This is a genomic window from Paraburkholderia sp. J69-1 (assembly GCF_905220255.1).
Classification (GTDB): domain Bacteria; phylum Pseudomonadota; class Gammaproteobacteria; order Burkholderiales; family Burkholderiaceae; genus Paraburkholderia.
In genome coordinates, this window is sequence record NZ_CAJMZG010000003.1 from 138,560 (window position 1) to 159,836 (window position 21,277).

Here is a 21,277-nt window from a genome sequence, read left to right on the forward strand (position 1 = left end):
GTTGTTAGCGCTGGCCGTTGAGCGCCGGATGCGCGAGCAACTCGATCGCGGCCGGACCGGACGACGCCGGATTCTGGCCGGTGATCAGCACGCCGTCGGTGACGACATAGGGCGCCCAGTCGTCGAGCTTCGAATACACGCCGCCCTTCGCCTTCAATTCGTCCTCGACGAGGAACGGCACAACGTCGGTCAGGCCCACGGCTTCTTCTTCGGTATTGGTGAAGCCCGTTACCTTGCGGCCTTCCACGAGGGGACGCCCATCCGGCGCCTTGGTGTGGCGCAGCACGCCCGGCGCGTGGCAGACCAGCGCCGTGGGCTTGCCGGCGGCGAAGAAAGACTGGATCAGCGCGATCGAAACCGGATCTTCCGCCAGATCCCACAGCGGGCCGTGGCCGCCCGGATAGAAGACCGCGTCGAAGTCTTCGTGCGACACGCTATCGAGCCGCACGGTGGCCGCGAGCTGCGCCTTCGCGGCAGCGTCGGCCTGGAAGCGATGCGTCAGCTCGGTCTGGAAGGCGGGCTCGTCGCTCTTCGGGTCGAGCGGCGGCTGGCCGCCCAGCGGCGAAGCGAGGACGATCTGCGCGCCCGCGTCCTGAAACGCGTAGTACGGCGCGGCCAGTTCTTCGAGCCAGAAACCCGTCTTGCGGCCCGTATTGCCCAGTTGATCGTGCGAGGTCAGAACCATCAGGACTTTCATGTTGCTGCTCCGTCAAGCGAGGCAATTTGCCCCATATAGTAGACCGGTCGTCTAGTAACCGGGCCTAAAAAAGGCACTTCGGAAGAAGTGCCCGGAAAACCTTATTGCGCCGATCAGGCCGGCAGATTGAGCGTGCGACGCGTGGTTTCGAGTGCGACCTCGAAAGGCTGCAGATTGCGCACGATCTTGACCATCACGCTGGACCCGAGCCAAAGCTGATAAAGGCTTTGCGCCACCACACGCGGTTCGGCATCGACCGTGAGCGAACCTTCCGCAGCGCCTGCCTCGATGGCCCGCGCCAACCGCTCGACTACGCCGGCGGTGCCGCGATTGAGCGTTGCCCGCATGGGCTCCGACATATCGGCCACTTCAGCGCCCAGTTTCACGGCGAGGCATTTGCCCTGGCAGTCGAAAAACGACTGCGTTTCGCGCCAGACCTGCCAGTACTGCATCAACCGCCCGGCCATGCTCATGCCGGGCAGGCTTAGTGTCTTATCGAGTTCGGCGAGATAATCCTCGAAATAGCTTTCGAGCAAAGCCACGCCGAACGCGTCTTTCGACGCGAAGTAATAGTAGAACGACCCCTTCGGCACGCCGGCAGCCGCGAGAATCTCGCTCAAGCCCACCGCAGCGAAGCCTTTCGCGCCGATGATGCTCTGCCCGATCGCGATGATCTTCTCGCGAACGTCAGCGGTTTCAGAGGTGTTGGTCGTTTCCATGGGTCGAACTATGACACGTAGTCGACCGGTCGTCTAGTAAATTTTTTGCAGTTATCGTCAGACAAAAGACGGCGTGCGCATGAGTTCGGATTTCAACCAGAGCGCGATCGCACCTGGTCTGGATTCCGCCTTCCAGAGCAGATCGAGGCCAACGGTCCATTCGGTGAATGGATAGGCCTCAAGCTTCAACTCCGCCAGTTCGCCGGCAGCGAGTTCCTTCGCCACCGACCATCGCGGCACGCTCGCCCAACCGGCAGCGCTCTTCAGCAGATCGATCAGGATCGTGTGACTTTGCACCGTCCATGTCCTGGGCGACTTCAAATATTCCGCAGTCAGAAGATGCCGATTCTGCCCCGTCAATTGCAGATGCAGATGATCCGACAACTGGGCAAAACGCACGCTTTCATACCGCGCCAGCGGATGGTCGCGATGCACGACATTCACAAACGCGACCTGCCCTAACCGGCAAAATCCAATGCCCGCAGGATATTGCGCGCGTGCGCAACCCAACCCGAGCGAGACGCTCTCCTTCATCACCATGTCCAGAAGATCGCAATCGGAAGGCTGCCGAATGTCGACCTGAACAGCGGGAAATCTGCCCGGCAGGCTCGCGAGGATCGGGGCCAGCGCGGCTCCAGGAAACGCATCGTCGACGCCTATCGCAATCTGCGTTTCCAGATCGCCCGTGAGTGCGCTCGCGCGCTCCTTGAGCCCAACGCAACGCGAGAGGATGGCCTCGGCCTCGGACAACAGCGCCTCGCCTTCCGGCGTGAGGACCGGATAACGGCCGCGACGGTCGAACAGCGTCACGCCCAGATCGATCTCGAGCTCTCCGATCGCCGTGCTCACCGCAGATTGCGCCTTGCCCAGGCGCCGCGCCGTCGCGGAAAACGACGGTTCACGCGTCGCAATAACGAACACCTCCAGTTGATCGAGGGAGAGTTGCATCGGACCTATCTCCGTTTCTGATAGATCCCATTTTTACACATCGATTCCACCCGCCGAAAATGCGCGCAATGGCCAGTCAATCACTCAGCAGTGCTTTCCAACGACAGGTTTCTCCATGCCCGCCCTGATCCTTCACGCCGACCATCTTCTGACGATGGACGCCGACAACACCATCGTGTCCAACGCCGCCGTATTGATCGATGGCGATGGAAAAATCGCAGCCACAGGCAATGCGGCCGATCTGATTGCGAATCACCCCGGCATTCCCGTCAAGCGGCTCAAGGATCGGCTGCTGATGCCCGGCCTGATCAATACGCACGCGCATTCGGGACTGTTGCGCGGTACGGCGGAAGGCTTGCCCGTGTGGGAGTGGTTGCAGCGCTATATCGACCCGATGCATCGGGTCGTCTCGCCGCGCGAAGCGCACATTGCCTCGCAGTTGTGCTACGCCGAAGCGCTGTTATCCGGCACGACCACCATCGTCGATATGTGGCGCTACATGCATGGCAGCGCGCAAGCCGCGAACGATCTGGGCATTCGCGCCGTGCTGGTGCCCTATGTGGCGGAACATCCCGATCACGATTATTTCGAAACGCTCGACAGCAATGAAGCGCTGATCCAGCAATGGCACGGCGGCGCGAACGGACGCATCAACGTCTGGGTCGGCCTCGAACATATGTTTTACGCCACGCCGAAAGCCTGGCAACGCGCGATCGAAATCAGTCAGCGTTACGGTGTGGGCTTTCATACGCACAGCAACGAAAGCCGTTTCGACGTGGAAGAAACGCAAAAACGCTATGGCGTCAGGCCGATTCAGGCGCTGGAGCGTTTCGGCCTGCTCGACGCGCCGCGCGTGCTGCTCGCCCACTGCGTCTGGCTTTCCGACGATGAAATCGACATCCTCGCAAGACGCGGGATTGGCGTGGCGCATAACCCGGTCAGCAATATGAAACTCGCCAGCGGCGCGGCGCCCGTCGAAGCACTACGGGCTGCCGGCGTGGCGGTCGGACTCGGCACGGATGGCGAGAAGGAGAACAACAACCTCGACATGTTCGAGGAAATGAAGACGGCTTCGCTGCTGGCCAAACTCTCGACACTCGATGCGTCCGCGCTCGGCGCGTGGCCGGTGTGCCGGATGGCGACCATCGACGCGGCGCGCGCGCTGGGTCTCGATGCGCAGACCGGCTCGATCGAAGTGGGCAAACAGGCCGACCTGATCGCCGTGCGCACCGACACGCCCCGCATGACACCTCTGCTCGGCGGCGCGGACGGCAATCTGCACCACAACCTCGTGCATGCCGTGCAAGGCGGCGACGTGGCGATGACGATGGTGGCCGGACGCATCGTGGTGGACGAAGGTCAACTGTGCACCGGCGATCTGAAGTCCTTGATCGCCGAAGCCAACGCGGCCGTGCCCGATCTGTTCCGGCGCCGGGAAAACTGGCTGCGCGCGCACGGCACGATCGACGCCCTGCATACCTGATGCCGGATGTCGCGTGCCTGATACGCCGGCACGCGCACCGCGCCAACGCTACTTGCGTTTGCGCACCGGTTCCGGCTCGGCGAGCGCGACGGAACCCGCCGCCGCCAGGCTTTCCATCGCGGCGATCACCTGCTGCATGACCATCTGCGCGGCGCGCGAAAGCTGACGCCGCCGCGCCACGCACAGCGCAAGCGCCAGCGGCCGCACCCGGCGCCCGCGCAACGGCACAAAAGCCAGCGCGCCGCTCTCGACATCGCTGGCCACATCGAGCAGGCTCAATACGCCGATACCGGCGCCGCTACGAATCAGCGAACGCATCATGCGGATGCTGTTGCACGAGACCCGCTCGATGCCTTCGGCCTGATGGCTCGCATACAGCCCGCGCGTGCGCTCGTGCACGATCAGCGGCGCAGCCGGCACAAGCTGACGATAGTCGAGCAGGCTGCCGAAAGTGACGTCGCGATTCGCGGTGAGCGGATGCCCCGGCGGCACCACCGCGCCCAGCGGCACATCGACCAGCGCGCGAATCTCCAGCCCGCCATGCTCGGTTGGATCGAGCAGCAAACCGAAGTCGACTTCGGATGCCGCGACCAGATCCGCAACGCGCCGGTTCTCCACCACCTGCAGATCGAACGACAGTTGCGGATAGTCGCCGCCAACCTGCGCGACTGTATTCGTCACGAGACCGTCGCTCAGCGCATCGATCACGGCGATACTCACGTGCCCGCGCCGCATGCCCTGCAATTCGTCGAAACGCTCAACGGTACGGCGGTATTCCTTGCGCCAGCGGCGCAGATCGTCCAGCAGCAACTCGCCCGCGGCCGTGAGTTTGAGCCCCGAAGGCAAGCGCTCGAACAGTTCCGTTTCGAGTTCGCGCTCGGCCAGCAGAATCTGCCGGTCGATGGCCGATGCGGAAACATGCAACTCCTCGGCAGCCTTGCGCAGGCTGCCCGACTGGGCGACTTCAACGAAGTAACGGGCAAAACGCGAGAACGGCAGCATGGGCGAGGTGTTCGAATTTTTGCAACAGGTTCCTGAATTATCTCTGATGGATTGCAATGGGCAATATTCTTAAAGTGGGACTCAACGAAACCCGCCATCCAGACGAGCCCCACGCATCATGTGCGAAACCACCCTGCAAAACGCCGCTGGCGTCACCACGATCAAGCTGCAGCCCGCCGCATTGCCGCTTCAGCCGCTGCCGCCGCATTGCACCTTCCACGCCGACGACTGGCATCGGCTATCGCGTCACTGGTATCCGGTCGCGCACGCCGATGCGGTAGGCGAAGCGCCCTTCAAGGCGACCCTGCTCGACGAAAACCTCGTGCTCTATCGCGCCGATGGCGAGCTGGTCGTGGCCCGCGATGTCTGCCCGCATCGCGGCGTGCCTCTCACGCTCGGCACGCATGACGGCCAGGGCGTCGTGTGTCCGTATCACGGGCTGCGCTTCGGCGGCGGCGGACGCTGCAACCGCGTGCCGTCGAGCCCCGATCAGGCCATTCCCGCCAAGCTGCATCTGACGACCTATCCGGCCGTGGAGCGCTACGGCCTCATCTGGACCTGCCTCGCGCCCGAAGCCGGTGCCCAGCCCGCCGTTCCGCGCATGCCGCACTGGGACGACGCGGACTTCCAGCAGATCGTCTGCCCGCCATTCGATGTGGCGGGCTTCGCGGGGCGTCAGGTCGAAGGCTTTATCGACGTCGCGCATTTCGCGTGGATTCACACCGAGACCTTCGCCGATCCCGACAACCAGGCCGTGCCGCCCTATCAGCCGAAAGACACGCCGGAAGGTTTCGAAGTGGACTATCGCAGTTTCGTCGGCAACTATCCGATTGGCGTCGATGGACACGCGCCCGCCGGGTTCGAATGGCTGCGCCATTTCGAAGTCCATCTGCCTTTCACGGCCACGCTCACGATCCACTTCCCCGAGAACGCGCGCCTTGTCATCATGAATGCGGCCTCGCCGGTCTCGGCGCGGCAGACGCGCCTCTTTGCGCCGATCGCGCGCAACTTCGACAAGCATCTGCCGGTCGAGGACGTGCATGCCTTCAACCTCAAGGTCTTCGAAGAAGACCGGCTGATGGTCGAAACACAAAAGCCCGAGCGCCTGCCGCTCGACCTCACGCTCGAAGCGCACATTCCCGCCGACCGGAGTTCCATCGCGTATCGGCGCGGCCTCAAGCGCATGGGTTTCGGCGACTTCTTCCTGGTCTGAACGTCATGCAAACCATTCCGGTGATCGTGGACGCGCTCAGCGCGCAGGGACGCGGCAATCTCGCCGTGCGGCTGGTGGCGGCCGATGGCGGCGCGTTGCCACCGTTCGATGCCGGCGCGCATATCGACGTGCATTTGGCACGCGGTTTGATCCGCCAGTATTCGATCGCCAGCGCGGCGCACGAGCGCGATCATTACGTGCTGTGCGTGAAACGCGAAGCGGCGTCGCGCGGCGGATCGGCGTATGTGCATGAGCGGCTGCGCGTGGGCGACCGGCTCGATGTGTCGCTACCGCGCAATCTGTTCGGACTACAAAGCGGTCAACGCCATCTGCTGATTGCAGGCGGAATTGGTATCACGCCGCTGCTTTCGATGGCCGAGAGTCTGGAACAATCGGGCACGCCGTTCGAGTTGCATTACTACGTGCGCGAGCCGATCGACGCGGCTTTCAAGGCGCGCTGGCGTGCGGGCTTCACGCAGGGAAGCGTGCATATTCACAGTTCGAGCGAAGGCGAGAGTGCACGCGACGCGCTGCCTGCCGCGCTGCATTCGAGCGCCGATGGTGCGCAGCTTTATGTGTGCGGCCCGGAAGGCTTCATGCGCCACATCACGCAGACGGCGCGCACGAGCGGCTGGCAAGACTGCGCGATCCATCAGGAAGCGTTCGGCGCTTCGGCGTTACCAGCGAGCGCCGATGGCGCAAGCTTCCAGGTCGTTCTTGCCTCCAGCGGCCAGGTCTTTAACATCGCGCAGGAACGCAGTATCGCTTCGGTGTTGCTGGAGGGCGGCGTGAATGTGCCCTTATCGTGCGAGATGGGCATTTGCGGCGCGTGCCTCACGCCGGTTGTCGAAGGCGTGGTCGATCATCGCGACACAGTGCAGAGCGACACGGAAAAATGCGCGGCCAACCAGCAGATCGCGCTGTGCTGTTCGCGCGCGCATACGCCGAGCATCGTGATCGACCTTTGAGTTCACACAACGGGGCCGCCGTGGCGATCACTCGACCGAACGCAGCCGCCCCGCTCCTTCGTCTTACTCGCCCACCACGATCGAATAGCTCCCCGGCCCGATGCCGTTGAGATACTGCCAGGCCGTGCCATCGCTCGCGACCGCGCCCGGATCGAGGCTCGACGACGCCGCAGCAGCCGTCACCGCCCCATTGACCTTCACCGTCCCGCCAGCCGGCAGCGCGATGGTTCCGGTCGTCCCGGCCGGCACGGTCACGTCGATACGGAACGCGCCGCCTTGCGGCCGCCCCCATTTCACCGACACCGCGCCATAAGGCGTCGGCACCGTGCCCACGGCCCACTGCAGATCGCCGGTTTGCGGCTTGATCAGCCATTGTTTGAAACCCGCCGCAGCCGGCCGCACACCGAGCACATAGCGCGAGAGCGCCGCCGTCGGCCCCGAAGCCCAGCCGTGCGCGAGGCTCGTCTGCGCGCTCACCGGCGCGCCATCGGTGCCGAGCGCCTCCCACACCGTACCCGTGTAGTGATCGCCGTCCGCGATCATGTTGCCCCAGAGCGTGCCGATCAGACCCAGCGCGCCGCGCGTGTCGCCGCTCGCAAAACGCGCGCGCACTTCGATATCGCTCGCGAACGGACTCACGACCGCCGTACGCCCGCTGTCCGAAGAAAACGCGAGCCGCCCGTACTGATTCGCGAGCCGTTGCGCGAGCGTCGAAAGCAGGCTCGCGGCGCTGTCCTGCGACGCCACGCCCGTCACCACGGCGAGCGCATTGGCGTCCTGCGCCACCGCGTTCATGCTCGTCGCACTCATGCCGTAATAGCCGCTGGCCGCGTTATACAGATGCGTGTTGATCGCCTGCTTCAGCGCAGCAGCGCGCTGCGTATAGGTCGCGGAGGTGCTTGCATCGCCCATTGCGCTCGCCAGCTCGGCGGCATCGCTCAATACCTGGTAGTACAACATATTCGTCGATGTCACTTCGCCCACCACCGGGCTCGCGAAATTCGGCAACCAGTCCTGCGCATTGCCCGCATTGACGGCAATCAGGCCATTCGAATCGACCAGCGTTTGCAGATAAGCCAACTCGCCCTGCACGGCCGCCCATTGCGACGACAGCAACGCGGAATCGCCTGAAAACAGGTAGTAATCGTGCAGCACCGTGACGAAGTACATCGAATACTGCGTCGAATAAAAACTCGCCGAACCATAAGGATCGGCCACCGTCGAGATCAACGGGTCCTGCGGGCTGTGCGTGGTGGACACTTCGCCGCTCGCGAGACGATAGCTGCCGAGCAGCTTGAGCGATCCGGCAACGGCATCGTTTTGCGCGGTCGTATAGAACAAGGTGGGCGCCTGCGCCGCCATGTCGCCGGACCAGACGGTACGGTCGCGCTTCGCGCCGTCGATCAGTAAGGGCAAGGTATTGGTGTTCGCGGAAAAATCGTCGAGGGCCGCCGATGTCATCAGCGAATTCGTGTAGAGCGAAGCGCCGTTCGCGGTGATCGTGAGATTGCGATACGTGGCCTGGCTGGCCGGCAGATTGAAAAAGCCCGCCGTGCCGTAATTGGTCAGCAACACCGACGCCGCGCCCGACGCATCCAGCGTACCCAGCGCCGTGCCGTCCAGCGTAATGCTCACGGTATTGCCGCTAAGCGACGTGCTCACGCTATGCCACGTGCCCGTCGCGATGCCCGCCGAAACCGGCAGCGAACCCAGTTTGACCGCGCCGCCCGCAAAGGTGCTGAACGCATCGAGTTCGAGCGTATCGGGCGTGCCTTGCGTGTCGCTCGCCGAATGCAGGATGAAGCGCAGGCTCGTGAGGTTGTTCGCGTTGCGCATCGTCCAGCCGGCGCTATTGCTGTTCACCCGCACGTCGAAAGCCATCGCGTAATCGGACGGCCAGGTGCCGCTCTTCTGCACGATGCCCGTACCGCTCGTGCCGATCGTCATGCCTTCCGCCGTTGGCTGCCATGCGAGCGGCAGCGCCGTCGCCGCCAGCCGGTTCATCTCCACCGTGTACGCGCCGGCCGTCCAGATGCGGTTGAGCGCATCGGAGCTGGAAACGAAGCTGCCGCGCGTGGCCGTGGTGGGCGCCGAATAAAGCGACTGGATGCCGACGCTGTTGAGCGTCACTTCGCCAGGCGTGGCGAGCGAAAGCGTTTCGTAGCGTTCGCCGCCCTGCACGGCGCTGGCCTTGAGCGTCCCCGTGCCGCTCACGGGATACAGGCTCGTGCGCTGCGGATCGACGGAGACGGTCAGGCCCGCGCTCACATCGCCCGTCGTGGCGGTCGTGCGGCTTTCGCTGAAGGTGGCCGAGAGCGTCGGCTGACCGCTTTGCGCCGCGATGCCGAAGGTCGGCAGGCCGCCCACTTCCTGACCGTAATCGAGCACGACCGTGGGCGCGGTGCCGCCCGCCACGTACTTCAGCGTGAGCGCGCCGCCGCTCAGCAGCGAATCCGCGCCCGTGACCGAGCCCGACACGCTCACCACCTTCACCGGCCGCAGGTTGCCCGCTTCGGGCAGATAGCTGGCCGCGTTTACGGTGGCGGGCCAGGGCGTGGCGCTACTCCCGCCCGCGAGCCCGCCGCCGCACGCCGCGACCGCACAGGCAGCCGCGCAGGCAGCGGCGATGGCAGCCAGCAGCGGCGTGGTACGTGGTGATGTGCGAGTAGCGCGCGTGGCGGCGCGCCTGCATGAGGAATGCGGGGGCATGTCTGTCTCCATTGCCTGTTCTGTCTTTGTATGAAGGCGCAGTGTCTTGCGCCGCGCCATGGAGCTTGCCCTACTTCACGCGATCCATCCCTCGTAAATCGCGATACGTCACATCGCGAAACGCGTCAGCTCGCCTCGCGACGAGTCCTTACACTTTCGCCACGCGCCCCACTTTGCGCGAAATCAATACAAATGGAGACAGACATGCCCCCACGCCGAGGATCGAATGGCGCGCTCGTAGTTGCCCACGTCGCGGGGATGATCGATCTGGTGGCCCTGCCGGTCTGGGTCAACACGCTCATCGAACGTTTTCACTTCGACGCCCAGCGCGCAGGCGCGCTGGCCACGGCCTATCTGGCCTGCGCGGTGCTCTGCTCCGTGTGTATCGCGCCGCTGTTTGCGCGCCTGCCGGGACGCCTGGCATCCGCGTTCGGCTTTGGCCTGGCTGCTTGCGGCTTCGGCTTTGCGGCGAGCGCCACCACCTTCGGCGCGATGATCGCCGTTCATGCGATTGCGGGCGCGGGCGTTGGCTGCGGGCTGTCGGTGGCGCACGGCGCCATCGGCAAGACGGCCAATCCGCATCGTCTCTTTGCGATGGGCCATCTCGCGCTGGCCGTGTTCGGCGTGGCCTATTTCGCGGCCGTGCCGCAACTGGTGATCACGCACGGCGGCGCGGCGCTGTTCCTCGTGTTCGTCGCGCTTTCGCTGGTGGCCTTTCTTGCGCTGATCGTCGCGTGGCCGACCGGCCTCGCTCATGTCGATGCCACCCCGCGCCTCGCGGCCACACGCGGCGCGCGGCTGGAGCGCGGCTGCTGGAGCGCGATCGCCGGCATCGTCTTCATGGCGATCAATCAGGCGATGGTGTTCAGCTTTGCGCAACGCATCGGCCTCGCACGCGGCTTCGGTGAAGCGCATGTGAACGCGATGCTGGTGGCGGTCGGTCTCGTGAACATGCTGCCGCCCGTACTGGCCGCACTGCTGCAGCGCCGCTTCGACGCCCGCAACGTGGCGCTGGCCGGTCCCATCGCCCAGGCCGTGCTCGCGCTCGTCATCGGCAATGCCACGACTTTCATGCCCTATGCGCTGGCCGCCAGCCTCTGGGTCTTCGCGATGATCTTCACGCACACCTTCCTGTTCGGCCTGCTCGCGAAGCTCGACAGCTCCGGCCGCGCCGTCGCCTACACGCCGGCGATGCTGATGGCGGGCTCGGCCGTTGGCCCGGTGCTCGGCGGCGCGCTGATCGTGCGCTACGGCTTTGGCGCGCTCGGCATCGCGGCGGTGCTGATCGCCATCGTCAGCTTTACGTGCTTCGGCCGTCTGCGTGCGCTCGCCGCGTCGCAAACGGGTCTGCAGCTTCCTTCCGCACATTGAACTTCACGCTACGGCGATTTCGCTTCGGCAACCTATTTGAGGCACTAAAAATGGCAGGCATCGTTTTCAACAACGTTCGCGTATTCGACGGCAGCGGCTCGGCGCCCTTCCCCTCGCAGGTGCGCGTCGAAGGCAACCGCATCGCGGCGCTGGCCGCGCCCGGCGCAGCCTCGCTCGTGCAGCCCGGCGACGAAGTCTACGAAGGCGCAGGCGCGACGCTCATGCCCGGTCTGGTCGAAGCGCACGCGCATCTGTCCTGGCCCAGCTCGGTCGAAAAGTTCGTGCCCGGCATGGCACTGCCGCCCGAGGAACTCGTGCTGACGACCGCCCGCAACGCGCGCATTCTGCTCGACCACGGCTTCACCAGCGCCTACTCGGCGGGCTCGTTGAGCAAGCGTGTCGAAGTCGCGCTGCGCGAACAGATCGAAAGCGGCGGCATGCCCGGCCCGCGTCTGGTCGCATCGTCGATCGAGCGCACGCCGCCCGTGGCCGCCGACGAACAGGCGCTGAACCCCGGCGAAGTCGATCCGCACGGCGTCGGCCCCGATGCGATTCGCGCCTTCGTGCGCTCCTGCGCCGACATGGGCGCGCGCTCGGTCAAGTTCCTGCTCTCGGGCGAAGACGCGCTGCAACCGGGCGCCTCGCAGCAACTGCTCTATTCCGAGGAAGAAGCGCGCGCGGCAGGCGAACAGGCCGCCGAATCGAACGTCTGGCTCGCCGCTCACGCGCAGGCCGCCGATGCCGTGAAAATGGCGCTGCGCAATGGTTTCCGCGTGCTCTACCACTGCACTTACGCCGACGCCGAAGCGCTCGACATGCTCGAAGCGGCGCGCGAGCGCATCTTCGTCGCGCCCGCCATCGGCATCATTCAGGCCACGCTCGACGCCGTGCCGCCGCCGCATTTCGACATGAAGCACATGAAGGAAAGCGCCGCCGAAGTGCGCGAACTGCAGCAACGCCTGATTCCCGAACTGGTGCGCCGCGGCGTGCGCGTGCTGCCCGGCGGCGACTACGGTTTCCCGTTCAACCCGAACGGCCGCAACGCGCGCGATCTGCAACTGTTCGTCGAACTGTTCGGCTATACGCCCGCGCAGGCGCTGCATGCGGCCACCGCACTGGGCGGCGAACTGATGGGCCTGGCCGGCGAACTCGGCCGTATCGAGCCGGGTTATCTCGCCGATCTGCTGCTCGTCGATGGCGATCCGAGCGTCGATGTGGCGATCCTCCAGGACAAGCAGCGCCTCACCGCGATCATGAAGGACGGCCGCTTCCACAAGACGCCGCACGCGCTGCGCGCTGCCCGGTAAACCCCGCCAACACCGACACACGACGATGAGCCAGAACGATCTCCCCACCGCGCAGCAACTCGCCGAACTGATCCGTACGACCGGCGCGGTGATCGACCCGCCGCTGGTCAAAGGCTGGTACGCGCCGTTTCGCGAAACCCAGTCGCGCGAAGGCGCGGAACTGCGCGCCGATATCGCTTACGGCGACGACGAACGGCAAAAGCTCGACGTCTATCTGCCCACCGCCGAAGCCACCGGCGACAGCGCGAAGGGCCGCCCGCTGCTGCTCTTCGTGCACGGCGGCGGCTTCGTGCGCGGCGACCGCCGCGAGCGCGCCAACGTGGGCCTGCGCTTCGCGCGCGCGGGCTTCGTGACCGTGCTGCCGAGCTATCGCCTCGGCCCTAAAGACCACTGGCCCGCGGGCGCGCAGGACATCGCCGCTGCATGGGCCTGGGCTTACGCCAACGCCGCATCGCTGGGCGCGGACCCGGAGCGCATCTATGTCGCCGGAGAATCGGCGGGCGCGGCGCACGTGGCTGCCGCCACGCTGATCCAGCGCCTGCGCCCGGCCAACGTGCCCGCGCCGCGCGCCGCCGTGCTGATCTCCGGCGTCTATAACGTGCATCTGGAAAAGCTCGCGCGCCGCCAGTTCGGCGTGCCGAGCCCCGACCCGCGCAACGAAGCCTATTTCGGCAGCGATTTCGCGCGTTATCCGTCGATGTCCACGATCGAACTGGTCGACAGCGCGCCGTTCCCGCTGCTCATCACCTGGGCCGAACTCGATCCGCCGCAGATGCAGATCCAGGCCGGCGAACTGTTCGCGCGCCTGACCACGCAACACGGTTTCGATCCCGATATCGCCGTGATTGCGAATCACAACCATCTTTCCCAGCTCGAAGCGATCAACACCGTCGACGACACACTGGCGCTCAAACTCATCGATTTCATGCAGCGCCGCTAAAAAAACCCACAACCATAAAAACAATAACTCCAGGAGACACCGGCCTTGAAAACCCTCACTTCTTTCGCATTCCGAACCATTGCAGTATCCGCCTGCCTCGCTGGCGCAGCACACGCCACCGAAGGCGGCGGCACCGTAGTGCCGATTGGCGTGCAGACCATCGCCTCGGGCGTCTTGCAGGACCCGGGCGATTATCTGCTCAACTACAACACCTGGGTCTACGCCAACAGCTTCCCCAATAACGAAGGCAAGAACTCGCTGCCCGACGGCAATCTGCGCGTGCAGGCGCATTCGCTGCGCTATCTGCACGTGTTCGAAAACTTCAAGATCGCGGGCGGCGATACGGCGTTCGAAGTCGCCTCGGCCTATGTGGATTCGAACCTGAGTTCGCTCTACGCGAACGGCCATAGCAGCGGGATCGGCGATACGTCGCTCGGGCCGTCGATCGGCTGGCATAGCCCGACCTTTCACCAGATGGTCTCGCTGCTCGCCGTGCTGCCCACGGGCTCGTACGAAGCCACGCGCGCGGTCAACGTGGGCCGCAATTACTACGCGCTGCAGGCGGATTACGCAGCAAGCTGGTTCTTCGCGCGCGGCTGGGAATTGAGCGGCATGTTCAAGGTGATCTTCAACGCGAAGAATCACTCGGACGGCTATAAATCCGGTATCGAAACCGATCTCGACTACGCGCTCAACTATCACCTGCCGTATGGCTTTTTCGCGGGCGTCGGCGGCTACTGGCACAACCAGCTCACCAACGACACGCTCAACGGCAACGTGGTGGACGAAGACGGCTATCGCGTGCGCGATGTCGCCGTCGGTCCGCAGGTGGGCTGGGGCACGCAGAAGTACGGCGGCTATCTGGCGTGGCAGCATCAGGTCTACGCACGCAACACGGCCAAGGGCGATCTGCTCTGGCTCAACCTCTTCGTGAAGTTCTAAATGGCGGATGCCGCGCCGCGCTCAGGCCGCGAGCGCGGCGGCGGCTTCGACGATGCGCTCGCGCAGCCAGCGATGGCACGGGTCTTTCTCGCGATACTCGTGCCATTGCAGAAACTCCCGCACCGTGGGAATCGCCAGCGGCGGCTCGACCAGACGCAGCGGCATGGTGCGCGCCAGTTCATTGGCGAAACGCCGGTGCATCGTCGCGACCATCTGACTGCCGATCAAGGCCGGCGCAATCGAGCTGAAATCCGATGTCGTCACGCGCACGCGGCGGCGTATGCCTTGCGCCTCCATATAGCGGCTGTCGTAAGTCGGCGCGCGCGGCCAGCCCAGCAAGGCGGCGATATGATCGAGACGCTCGAATTCCTCCATGCTCAGGCGCTCGCCCACCTGCGTATTGCCCTCCCACACCACGCACGTATAGCTATCGTCGAACAAGGGACGATGCGGATGATCGTTCGCGATGAAAGGCTCGGGAATGATCAGCAGATCGTATTCGCCGCGCCGCAGCTTTTCCGCCGAATCCTCCACTTGCGGCATGAATTCCAGCGTGATGTGCGGCGCGACCGCTTCGATGGCGGGAATCACGCGGCGCATCAGCACGTTGATCACATAATCCGAGGTGGCGATCTTGAAGTGACGGCGCGCCTGCGCGGGCTCGAAAGCCGGGTCGATGGCAACGATCGTCTGCACCTGCAGCAGCAGATCGCGCACCGGCTGCACCAGTTCCTGCGCGAGCGGCGTGAGTTCGAGGTTACGGCCGACCGGCACGAGCAGTTCGTCGTCGAAATATTCCCTGAGCTTGGCGAGCATGCCGCTGATCGCCGACTGGCTCAGGTTCAGGCGCTCCGCCGCGCGCGTGATACGGCGCTCGTCGAGTAACGCATCGAGCGTGACGAGCAGATTCAGGTCCAGTCTGTTGAAGCGCATCGCGCGCGTCTCCATGCAAAAGGCCGCCTCGCCGGGCGGCCCTGTCGTGTTTCAAAGGCTCATGCGCATTGGCGCATCGCGACGCTTATCCGGCCACGCCGGGGTCGTGGCTTACATTGCCTTGCCCGGCATCGGCTTTAGGGTCGATCCGATCGGTGTGAGGTACGTCGGCGGGCAAGGCGGCAATTTCGGTGCGGCCCAGCGCGATCACGCCAGCGGCCACGACCAGCGCGCCGGTAAAGAGCGCGAAGGTCCACATCGGGTCGGGGTTGATCGACGCGACGACGCCCACGATAACAGGCCCGAGTATCCCGCCTATCCGGTTCAACCCCACCGCCATGCCCATGCCGGTGCCGCGAATCTCGGTGCGATAACACATCGCCTGGTAATTGTTCATGACAGCCTGCGCGCCGAACACGAAGAAACCCGCGCCCGCCACCAGCACCATCGCGAACGGTTTGCCCAGCGCGACAGACAGCACCGCCATGAACAGGCCCGCGCCCAGATAGCCGACGATCATCGCGCGGATGCGGCTCTGCAGACGGTCCGCGAGCCAGCCCATCGAAATCCCGCCGAACACCGACGCGACCATCACCAGCGTGCCGTACCCAAACGCCGACGACACCCCGCCGCCGCTCGCCACCACCAGCGAAGGCAACCAGCCGGTCAGACCGTGAATGCAAAAGAGACTGAGCGCGCCCGCGATCCAGTGTACGAGCGTGTTATGGCGATACTCGCGCGAAAGCAGATCGGCGACGGAACCGGTGCGCGAAGCGGCCCGCATCGACTGGATGGTGGCGTCGCGATAGACCTCGGCGCGTTCGGGCCGCGCGGCGGCGAGCAGCTTGCGCACGTCGTCCGTGCGGCCGCGCAAGGCAAGGAATTGCGCCGATTCGGGCAACCAGCGCATCGCCGCTAAAGCCACGAACGCGGACAGCACGCCCACGAAATAGAGAGATTGCCAGCCGAGCCGCGAAGTGAGCGTGAGCCCAGCGATGCCTGCGAAAATGCCGCCCGCCGAGAAGCCGAATTGAAACACCCAGGTCGCAAAAGTATTGGCATTGCGGCGCGGCGCCCATTCGTTGATACAGGTGAGCGCAAGCGGCGTGACCATGCCCAGCGCCGTGCCCAGCACCAGACGCGCAAGCGCAAATTCCACCGCGGAATGCACCACGGTTGCCAGCAGCACGCTTGCCGCCGTGAGCGTCCAGAGCGCGCCGAGCATGACCTTGCGCCGGCCGATGCGGTCCGCGATCAGCCCTTGCAAGACCGAGCCAATCGATAACCCGACGATCCCGCTCGACAGCATCATGCCGATCATCGCGGGCGACGGCTGCCACGCGTGGCGCACGAGCGGGATCACATAGGCAGCGTTGAAAAGATCGTAACCGTCGAAAAACATGATGAACGCGACGAGTACGGCAAAGCGCAGATGGAAGCCGCCGATGCGCGCGTGCGCCAGCTCCTCCCTGACATTGATCGATGTTGCCAAGGTTGTCTCCGTGTTGTTGGTTGCCGGCACCGCCTCTTCTGGGCAGTTAACCGGTCAGCGCTTGCGGGACGCCGGCAATCGGCGCCCCGCTACGCCGGTACTTCAGCCGTGCAGCGCTCCATCCAGTTGCGCGAGCGCCGCCGCCAGCGCGCCAGCATCGGTAGCCACGCCGTAGACGTAGTGGTCCGGACGCACAATCGCCGCGCAGCACTCGTTACGCTTGAACCACGCCGCCAGCACGCCGTCGATTTCGACGATGCGATGGGTATCGGGCAGCACCGCCGCGTGATGCGCATCGCCATCGGGCGCAAGCTCGATGATCTGCGCGCCAATGCGTTTCGCGGCCAGTTGCACGGCTTCGCTGGCAGGCTCCGCGCCCAGCGTCACCACACGCCAGTTGCCACCCGCGACGAGGTCGAGCAAGGTGGCATCGTCGGCATGCTGCACGAAAGGTTGCGGGAACAACGTTCCGTTCGCCGCGTGCTGCGTGCTGACGAGCAGACCCGCTTCGAGCTTCGGCACGATGTCCTGACGCGCGATCGTCTTCACTTCGCCGCCCGCTTCGCGCAGCAGACGCGCATCGCGTTCGCGCGCCGCCGCCACATCGCGCTCGCAGATCAGCTTGCCGATCTCCTTGATGCGCGTGGTCAGGCGCCGCACGTGCAGGCCGCGCTCTTCGCCGTAGCTGTCGAGCAGCGCCGGTTGCGCTTCGCCCTGCATCACGGCGTCGAGCTTCCAGACGAGATTCACCACGTCGCGGATGCCCTGGCACATGCCCTGACCGATAAACGGCGGCTGCTGATGCGCCGCATCGCCGGCGATAAAGACGCGCCCGCGCCGCCATTCCTGCGCGACCAGCGCGTGAAAGCGATAGCTGGCAGCGCGCCACAATTCGCCGTCTTCACGCGTAAGCCAGCGCGAGAGCAGCTTCCACACCTGCTCTTCGCTTTGCATCTCGCGCGGGTCTTCGCCCGGCATCAGCATGATTTCCCAGCGGCGATGACCGCCCGGACCGACGATATACGTGCACGGCCGCGACGGCTCGCAATACTGGATCGCCGTCTTCGGCAGCTTCGCAATGCCGCTTTCGTTCACGCGCACATCCACCACCAGCCACGGCTCGTCGAACACGAGGTCTTCGTAGGCGATGCCCAGTTGCGTGCGCACCGTGCTCGACGCGCCATCGCAACCGATCAGGTAATCGCAGGTCACCGTGCGCGTGTTGCCCGCATCGTCCTTCAGTTGCACGCTCACGCCTTGCGCAGTTTCCTCGAAGCTCACGAGTTCCGTGCCCAGCGCCACTTCGACCGATTCATACGCGCACGCATGCTCGCGCAGCGCGGCTTCCACCGGCGGCTGGGTGAACACCATCGTCGGCATGTAACCGAGCGGCCAGGGTTTGGCCACCGTGTCGATACGCTTGATCAGCTGGCCGTCGACGCCGTAAAACTCCGAAGGCGGAAACACGGCCACGTGTTCGGCAATGCGCTCGACCACGCCCAGGCCCTGAAAAACCCGCATGATTTCGTGATCGACGGCAATCGCGCGCGGCTTGTCGTAGACCTCGCGCGCACGGTCGACGCACAGCACCTTGCGCCCGCGCTGGCCGAGCAGGCCCGCCGCCACCGCGCCGGACGGCCCGAAACCGGCCACCAGCACTTCGTAATGATTGTTCGCCGCCATCGTTATGCGCTCTGTTCGTCCTGCACCGTGTTTTGCAGACGGCCCACGCGTTCGATATCGACCTCCACGCGGTCGCCGTGCTTGAGCCACACCGACGGTTCACGCGCCCAGCCCACACCGGCCGGCGTGCCCATCGCCACGACATCGCCCGGTTCGAGCGTCAGACATTCGCTGAGCAGCTCGATGGTTTCGGCCACGCCCCAGATCATGTCGCTCGTGCTGGCCTGCTGCATCACCTGACCGTTGAGGATCAGACGCAGCGACAAGCCTTCGGCGCCCGGCGGCAGATCGTCGGCGGTCACGAGCCACGGACCGAATGCGCCGGTGCCGTCGAAGTTCTTGCCAATCGTCCATTGCGAAGTGCGCTTCTGATAATCGCGCACCGAGACATCGTTGAAACACGCATAGCCGAACACATAGTCGAGCGCATTTTCGCGCTTGACATGACGCGCGCGCTTGCCGATCACGATCATGAGTTCCGCTTCGTAGTCGAGCTTTTCCGACACGCGCGGACGGATCACCGGATCTTCATGCGCGATCAGCGACGAGGCGCCGCGGAAGAAAATCAGCGGATAAACCGGCTTGAGATTGCCGCCTTCTTTCGCGTGATCGTAGAAGTTGTGACCGAGGCAGACGATCTTGCCCGGCTCCGGCACGACCGGCGCGAGGTCGAGCGAAGCATACGGCGCGCGATGCTCGCCGCTGGCGATGGCGCGCTGCGCCGCCGCGTTCAGATCGACACCGGCCTTGAGCGCGGCGCGCAGATCGGCGGGCACGGAAGGATCGGCTTTGTTGAGATCGACGACGTCGTCGCCATCGATAACGCCAAGACGCGTGGTATCGCCCGAACGGAAAGTAACCAGTTTCATGATGTTTTATCTAACCTTTTGAATTGATCTGTTATGCGAACTATTCTTTATTCAGCTTGCGTCGACTTGCGCCGGGCGAAAGAAGATGGTCTTTTGCGCGGTCTTCAGCTTGTCGGACGGGTGACGGCCCACGCCCCATTGATCGATACGTCCCGGCGGCCACTTCCAGTCTTCCGGGCCGCCCGTGGGATAGCTGTCGTCCACCTGCTGCACTTCGGCCGTGTATTCGATAACGAAATCGAACGGTCCGAGAAAATAGGCAAACACGTTGTTGCCGGGACCGTGACGGCCCACGCCCCACTCGATCGGATAACCCGCATCGTTCATGCGGCCGCCGCCGCGCATCACCGAATCCAGATCCGGCATCACGAAAGCGATGTGATTGAGGCTGTTCTCCTGCGCATCCGCCAGCGCGATGCTGTGGTGATCGCTCGAACAGCGCATGAAGGCCATGATGCGCGTGCGGTCGGAAAGCCTGAAACCCAGCGCGTTTTCGAAAAACGCCTGCGCCACCGCCACATTCTCGCTATTGAGGACGACGTGCGTGATCTTGATCGGCCGGTCTTTCACGCTTTCCGTATTCGCATGGCTGCGGCCGCCCGCGATAAAGCGCAGCACACGGCCCTGCGGATCGAGTGCTTCGAGCATCGTGCCCGCGCCCGGCATGGTCGTGGGCGCAGGACCGGAAACGATCTGGCCGCCATGCTCGACAATCGCCTGCGCGAGCGTATCCAGATGCGCCACTTCGGCCACGCTGAATTCGACGGCGCGCACATCGGCGCGATCGCTTTGTGTCAGCGTGAGAATGTGATGCGTCTCGCCGGTGCCGCGAAAATAGACTTTTTCCGGACGGCGCGTGAGTTCGGTGAGATGCCAGGTGTCCGCGTAGAAGCGCGCGGCCAGTTCGAGATCGGGCACGCCGATCTCGATGCCTCTGAGGCCCGTAACGAGGCACTGCGTCATGTCATGCTCCATTCCTGATGCCCAGGAAATCCCGGGCGTTGCGATAGATGAGCCGTTCGGCGGCGGCCGCATCGAGGCCGAGCGCCTGCACGCCGCCCACGGGGTCGCGCTCGCGGAACGCGAACGGGTAATCGGTGCCCAGCATCACGCGCGTGTCGCCGAAGGTATCGACGAGATGGCGCAAGGTAGGCGTGTCGAACACCAGCGAGTCGTACCAGAGGCGGCGCGCCTGCTCGCGCGGCGTCTGCTCCAGCGATTCGCGCAACGGCGCGAATACGTGGCTGGCCTGTTCCAGACGCGGCAGCAGCGAAGCCAGCGTGCCGCCGCCGTGACTGAAGGCGATACGAAGTTTCGGATGCCTGACGATCAGATTCGATGTGATGGCCGATGCTGCCGCCAGTCCGACATCGGTGGGAAACGCCAGCGCCTGCACCAGTTGCGCCGGACCGACCAGACGCTCCTTGCCGGTGGGCCGCAGCGCATGCACGAACACCGCCGCGCCCAGCGCTTCGCAGGCGGCAAAAAAGGCCTCGAATTGCGGCGCGCCGATGGGCGCACCATTGATATTGCTGCCAATCTCCACGCCCGCGAAACCCGGCGTGAGCATCAAGCGTTCGAGTTCGCGGATCGCCATGTCGACGTCCTGCAACGGCACCGCGCCGAGCCCCACCATGCGGCCCGCGCTGGCGTCGCACATGCGCGCAATCGTGTCGTTGAGGTATTGCAGCAGCGGCAGCGCGTCGGCGGGCTCCATCCAGTAGGAGAGCAGCTCGGGCATCGGCGAGATGGCCTGGATGGCCACGTTCTGCGCGTCCATATCGGCGAGACGCTTGTCGGTGTCCCAGCAGAGATCGGCGACCGTGCGATAGATTTTCTCGTCGATCACCACATGGCGATGGCAGGCGTGCGCGTCCTGCATCGACGGCCAGTCGCGCGGCACCCGCGCGCCGAGATAGCGCGGGAATTCGGCGGGCACGATATGCGTGTGAACGTCGATGCCGTGGCAGGCGCAGCGATAAGCGGTCTGCATTGCGCGAC

Annotated in this window: 18 protein-coding genes; 7 read left to right on the plus strand and 11 right to left on the minus strand. The window is 64.6% G+C overall.

Features of this window, described 5'->3' with window-relative positions; genetic code table 11:
• Window positions 1-4: 4 nt before the first annotated feature.
• The 3 genes from U5A67_RS06350 to U5A67_RS06360 all read right to left on the minus strand — a co-directional run bounded on the left by U5A67_RS06350 (window position 5) and on the right by U5A67_RS06360 (window position 2,364).
• Window positions 5-697, minus strand: a complete 693-nt coding sequence (locus U5A67_RS06350) for a type 1 glutamine amidotransferase domain-containing protein (protein ID WP_321813417.1) — start codon at window positions 695-697, stop codon at window positions 5-7.
• Window positions 698-810: 113 nt separating this feature from the next.
• Window positions 811-1,416 carry a TetR/AcrR family transcriptional regulator gene (locus tag U5A67_RS06355; RefSeq protein WP_321813418.1) on the minus strand — a complete coding sequence of 202 codons (606 nt, stop codon included), beginning with the start codon at window positions 1,414-1,416 and terminating at the stop codon, window positions 811-813.
• 57 nt (window positions 1,417-1,473) lie between these two features.
• Entirely contained in the window at window positions 1,474-2,364 is an 891-nt protein-coding gene (locus U5A67_RS06360; protein WP_321813419.1) for a LysR family transcriptional regulator, read from the minus strand.
• 115 nt (window positions 2,365-2,479) lie between these two features.
• On the opposite strand from U5A67_RS06360, the gene U5A67_RS06365 reads away from it, so the two are divergent.
• Entirely contained in the window at window positions 2,480-3,847 is a 1,368-nt protein-coding gene (locus U5A67_RS06365) for an amidohydrolase (RefSeq protein WP_321813420.1), read from the plus strand.
• Window positions 3,848-3,895: 48 nt separating this feature from the next.
• Here U5A67_RS06365 and U5A67_RS06370 read toward each other — a convergent pair whose 3' ends face one another.
• Window positions 3,896-4,849, minus strand: a complete 954-nt coding sequence (locus tag U5A67_RS06370) for a LysR family transcriptional regulator (protein WP_321813421.1) — start codon at window positions 4,847-4,849, stop codon at window positions 3,896-3,898.
• Window positions 4,850-4,967: 118 nt separating this feature from the next.
• Between U5A67_RS06370 and U5A67_RS06375 the strand changes: the two genes are divergently transcribed.
• Window positions 4,968-6,062, plus strand: a complete 1,095-nt coding sequence (locus tag U5A67_RS06375) for an aromatic ring-hydroxylating dioxygenase subunit alpha (RefSeq protein ID WP_321813422.1) — start codon at window positions 4,968-4,970, stop codon at window positions 6,060-6,062.
• Between the two features lie 5 nt (window positions 6,063-6,067).
• On the plus strand, window positions 6,068-7,030 hold the full coding sequence (locus tag U5A67_RS06380) for a PDR/VanB family oxidoreductase (protein WP_321813423.1): 963 nt from the start codon (window positions 6,068-6,070) through the stop codon (window positions 7,028-7,030).
• A gap of 63 nt (window positions 7,031-7,093) precedes the next feature.
• On the opposite strand, the gene U5A67_RS06385 is transcribed toward U5A67_RS06380, so the two are convergent.
• Window positions 7,094-9,739, minus strand: a complete 2,646-nt coding sequence (locus U5A67_RS06385; RefSeq protein WP_321813424.1) for an alpha-L-rhamnosidase C-terminal domain-containing protein — start codon at window positions 9,737-9,739, stop codon at window positions 7,094-7,096.
• Window positions 9,740-9,943: 204 nt separating this feature from the next.
• Here U5A67_RS06385 and U5A67_RS06390 point away from each other — a divergent pair, with 204 nt between their 5' ends.
• Genes U5A67_RS06390 through U5A67_RS06405 form a run of 4 tightly spaced genes read left to right on the plus strand, consistent with a single transcriptional unit; the run spans window position 9,944 to window position 14,299 of the window.
• Window positions 9,944-11,110: an MFS transporter gene (locus U5A67_RS06390; RefSeq protein WP_321813425.1), complete on the plus strand. Its 1,167-nt coding sequence runs from the start codon at window positions 9,944-9,946 to the stop codon at window positions 11,108-11,110.
• Between the two features lie 50 nt (window positions 11,111-11,160).
• On the plus strand, window positions 11,161-12,417 hold the full coding sequence (locus tag U5A67_RS06395; RefSeq protein WP_205982798.1) for an amidohydrolase family protein: 1,257 nt from the start codon (window positions 11,161-11,163) through the stop codon (window positions 12,415-12,417).
• A 25-nt stretch (window positions 12,418-12,442) separates the two neighbouring features.
• Window positions 12,443-13,357 (plus strand): alpha/beta hydrolase, encoded by a 915-nt coding sequence (locus U5A67_RS06400; protein ID WP_321813426.1) that lies wholly within the window; start codon window positions 12,443-12,445, stop codon window positions 13,355-13,357.
• Between the two features lie 45 nt (window positions 13,358-13,402).
• Window positions 13,403-14,299: a transporter gene (locus U5A67_RS06405; protein WP_205982800.1), complete on the plus strand. Its 897-nt coding sequence runs from the start codon at window positions 13,403-13,405 to the stop codon at window positions 14,297-14,299.
• A 21-nt stretch (window positions 14,300-14,320) separates the two neighbouring features.
• Here the strand turns inward: U5A67_RS06405 and U5A67_RS06410 are convergent, their stop codons facing one another.
• From U5A67_RS06410 to U5A67_RS06435, 6 genes are all read right to left on the minus strand, one after another.
• Window positions 14,321-15,232, minus strand: coding sequence for a LysR family transcriptional regulator (locus U5A67_RS06410; protein ID WP_321813427.1), 912 nt, complete (start codon window positions 15,230-15,232; stop codon window positions 14,321-14,323).
• An 85-nt stretch (window positions 15,233-15,317) separates the two neighbouring features.
• Window positions 15,318-16,724 (minus strand): MFS transporter, encoded by a 1,407-nt coding sequence (locus U5A67_RS06415; protein ID WP_321813428.1) that lies wholly within the window; start codon window positions 16,722-16,724, stop codon window positions 15,318-15,320.
• A gap of 102 nt (window positions 16,725-16,826) precedes the next feature.
• Window positions 16,827-18,407, minus strand: a complete 1,581-nt coding sequence (locus U5A67_RS06420) for a bifunctional 3-(3-hydroxy-phenyl)propionate/3-hydroxycinnamic acid hydroxylase (protein ID WP_415767782.1) — start codon at window positions 18,405-18,407, stop codon at window positions 16,827-16,829.
• Between the two features lie 2 nt (window positions 18,408-18,409).
• A complete protein-coding gene (locus U5A67_RS06425; RefSeq protein ID WP_321813429.1) occupies window positions 18,410-19,276 on the minus strand; it encodes a fumarylacetoacetate hydrolase family protein in 867 nt (288 codons plus the stop codon).
• Window positions 19,277-19,327: 51 nt separating this feature from the next.
• Entirely contained in the window at window positions 19,328-20,239 is a 912-nt protein-coding gene (locus tag U5A67_RS06430) for a VOC family protein (RefSeq protein ID WP_205982804.1), read from the minus strand.
• A 1-nt stretch (window position 20,240) separates the two neighbouring features.
• Window positions 20,241-21,269, minus strand: a complete 1,029-nt coding sequence (locus U5A67_RS06435; protein ID WP_321813430.1) for an amidohydrolase family protein — start codon at window positions 21,267-21,269, stop codon at window positions 20,241-20,243.
• Between the last annotated feature and the right edge of the window lie 8 nt (window positions 21,270-21,277).

Bases quoted from the DNA above. Each gene is read 5' to 3' on its own strand.
- U5A67_RS06350 (WP_321813417.1), bottom strand. From the start codon at position 697: ATGAAAGTCCTGATGGTTCTGACCTCGCACGATCAACTGGGCAATACG.
- U5A67_RS06355 (WP_321813418.1), bottom strand. From the start codon at position 1,416: ATGGAAACGACCAACACCTCTGAAACCGCTGACGTTCGCGAGAAGATC.
- U5A67_RS06360 (WP_321813419.1), bottom strand. From the start codon at position 2,364: ATGCAACTCTCCCTCGATCAACTGGAGGTGTTCGTTATTGCGACGCGT.
- U5A67_RS06365 (WP_321813420.1), top strand. From the start codon at position 2,480: ATGCCCGCCCTGATCCTTCACGCCGACCATCTTCTGACGATGGACGCC.
- U5A67_RS06370 (WP_321813421.1), bottom strand. From the start codon at position 4,849: ATGCTGCCGTTCTCGCGTTTTGCCCGTTACTTCGTTGAAGTCGCCCAG.
- U5A67_RS06375 (WP_321813422.1), top strand. From the start codon at position 4,968: ATGTGCGAAACCACCCTGCAAAACGCCGCTGGCGTCACCACGATCAAG.
- U5A67_RS06380 (WP_321813423.1), top strand. From the start codon at position 6,068: ATGCAAACCATTCCGGTGATCGTGGACGCGCTCAGCGCGCAGGGACGC.
- U5A67_RS06385 (WP_321813424.1), bottom strand. From the start codon at position 9,739: ATGCCCCCGCATTCCTCATGCAGGCGCGCCGCCACGCGCGCTACTCGC.
- U5A67_RS06390 (WP_321813425.1), top strand. From the start codon at position 9,944: ATGCCCCCACGCCGAGGATCGAATGGCGCGCTCGTAGTTGCCCACGTC.
- U5A67_RS06395 (WP_205982798.1), top strand. From the start codon at position 11,161: ATGGCAGGCATCGTTTTCAACAACGTTCGCGTATTCGACGGCAGCGGC.
- U5A67_RS06400 (WP_321813426.1), top strand. From the start codon at position 12,443: ATGAGCCAGAACGATCTCCCCACCGCGCAGCAACTCGCCGAACTGATC.
- U5A67_RS06410 (WP_321813427.1), bottom strand. From the start codon at position 15,232: ATGCGCTTCAACAGACTGGACCTGAATCTGCTCGTCACGCTCGATGCG.
- U5A67_RS06420 (WP_415767782.1), bottom strand. From the start codon at position 18,407: ATGGCGGCGAACAATCATTACGAAGTGCTGGTGGCCGGTTTCGGGCCG.
- U5A67_RS06425 (WP_321813429.1), bottom strand. From the start codon at position 19,276: ATGAAACTGGTTACTTTCCGTTCGGGCGATACCACGCGTCTTGGCGTT.
- U5A67_RS06430 (WP_205982804.1), bottom strand. From the start codon at position 20,239: ATGACGCAGTGCCTCGTTACGGGCCTCAGAGGCATCGAGATCGGCGTG.
- U5A67_RS06435 (WP_321813430.1), bottom strand. From the start codon at position 21,269: ATGCAGACCGCTTATCGCTGCGCCTGCCACGGCATCGACGTTCACACG.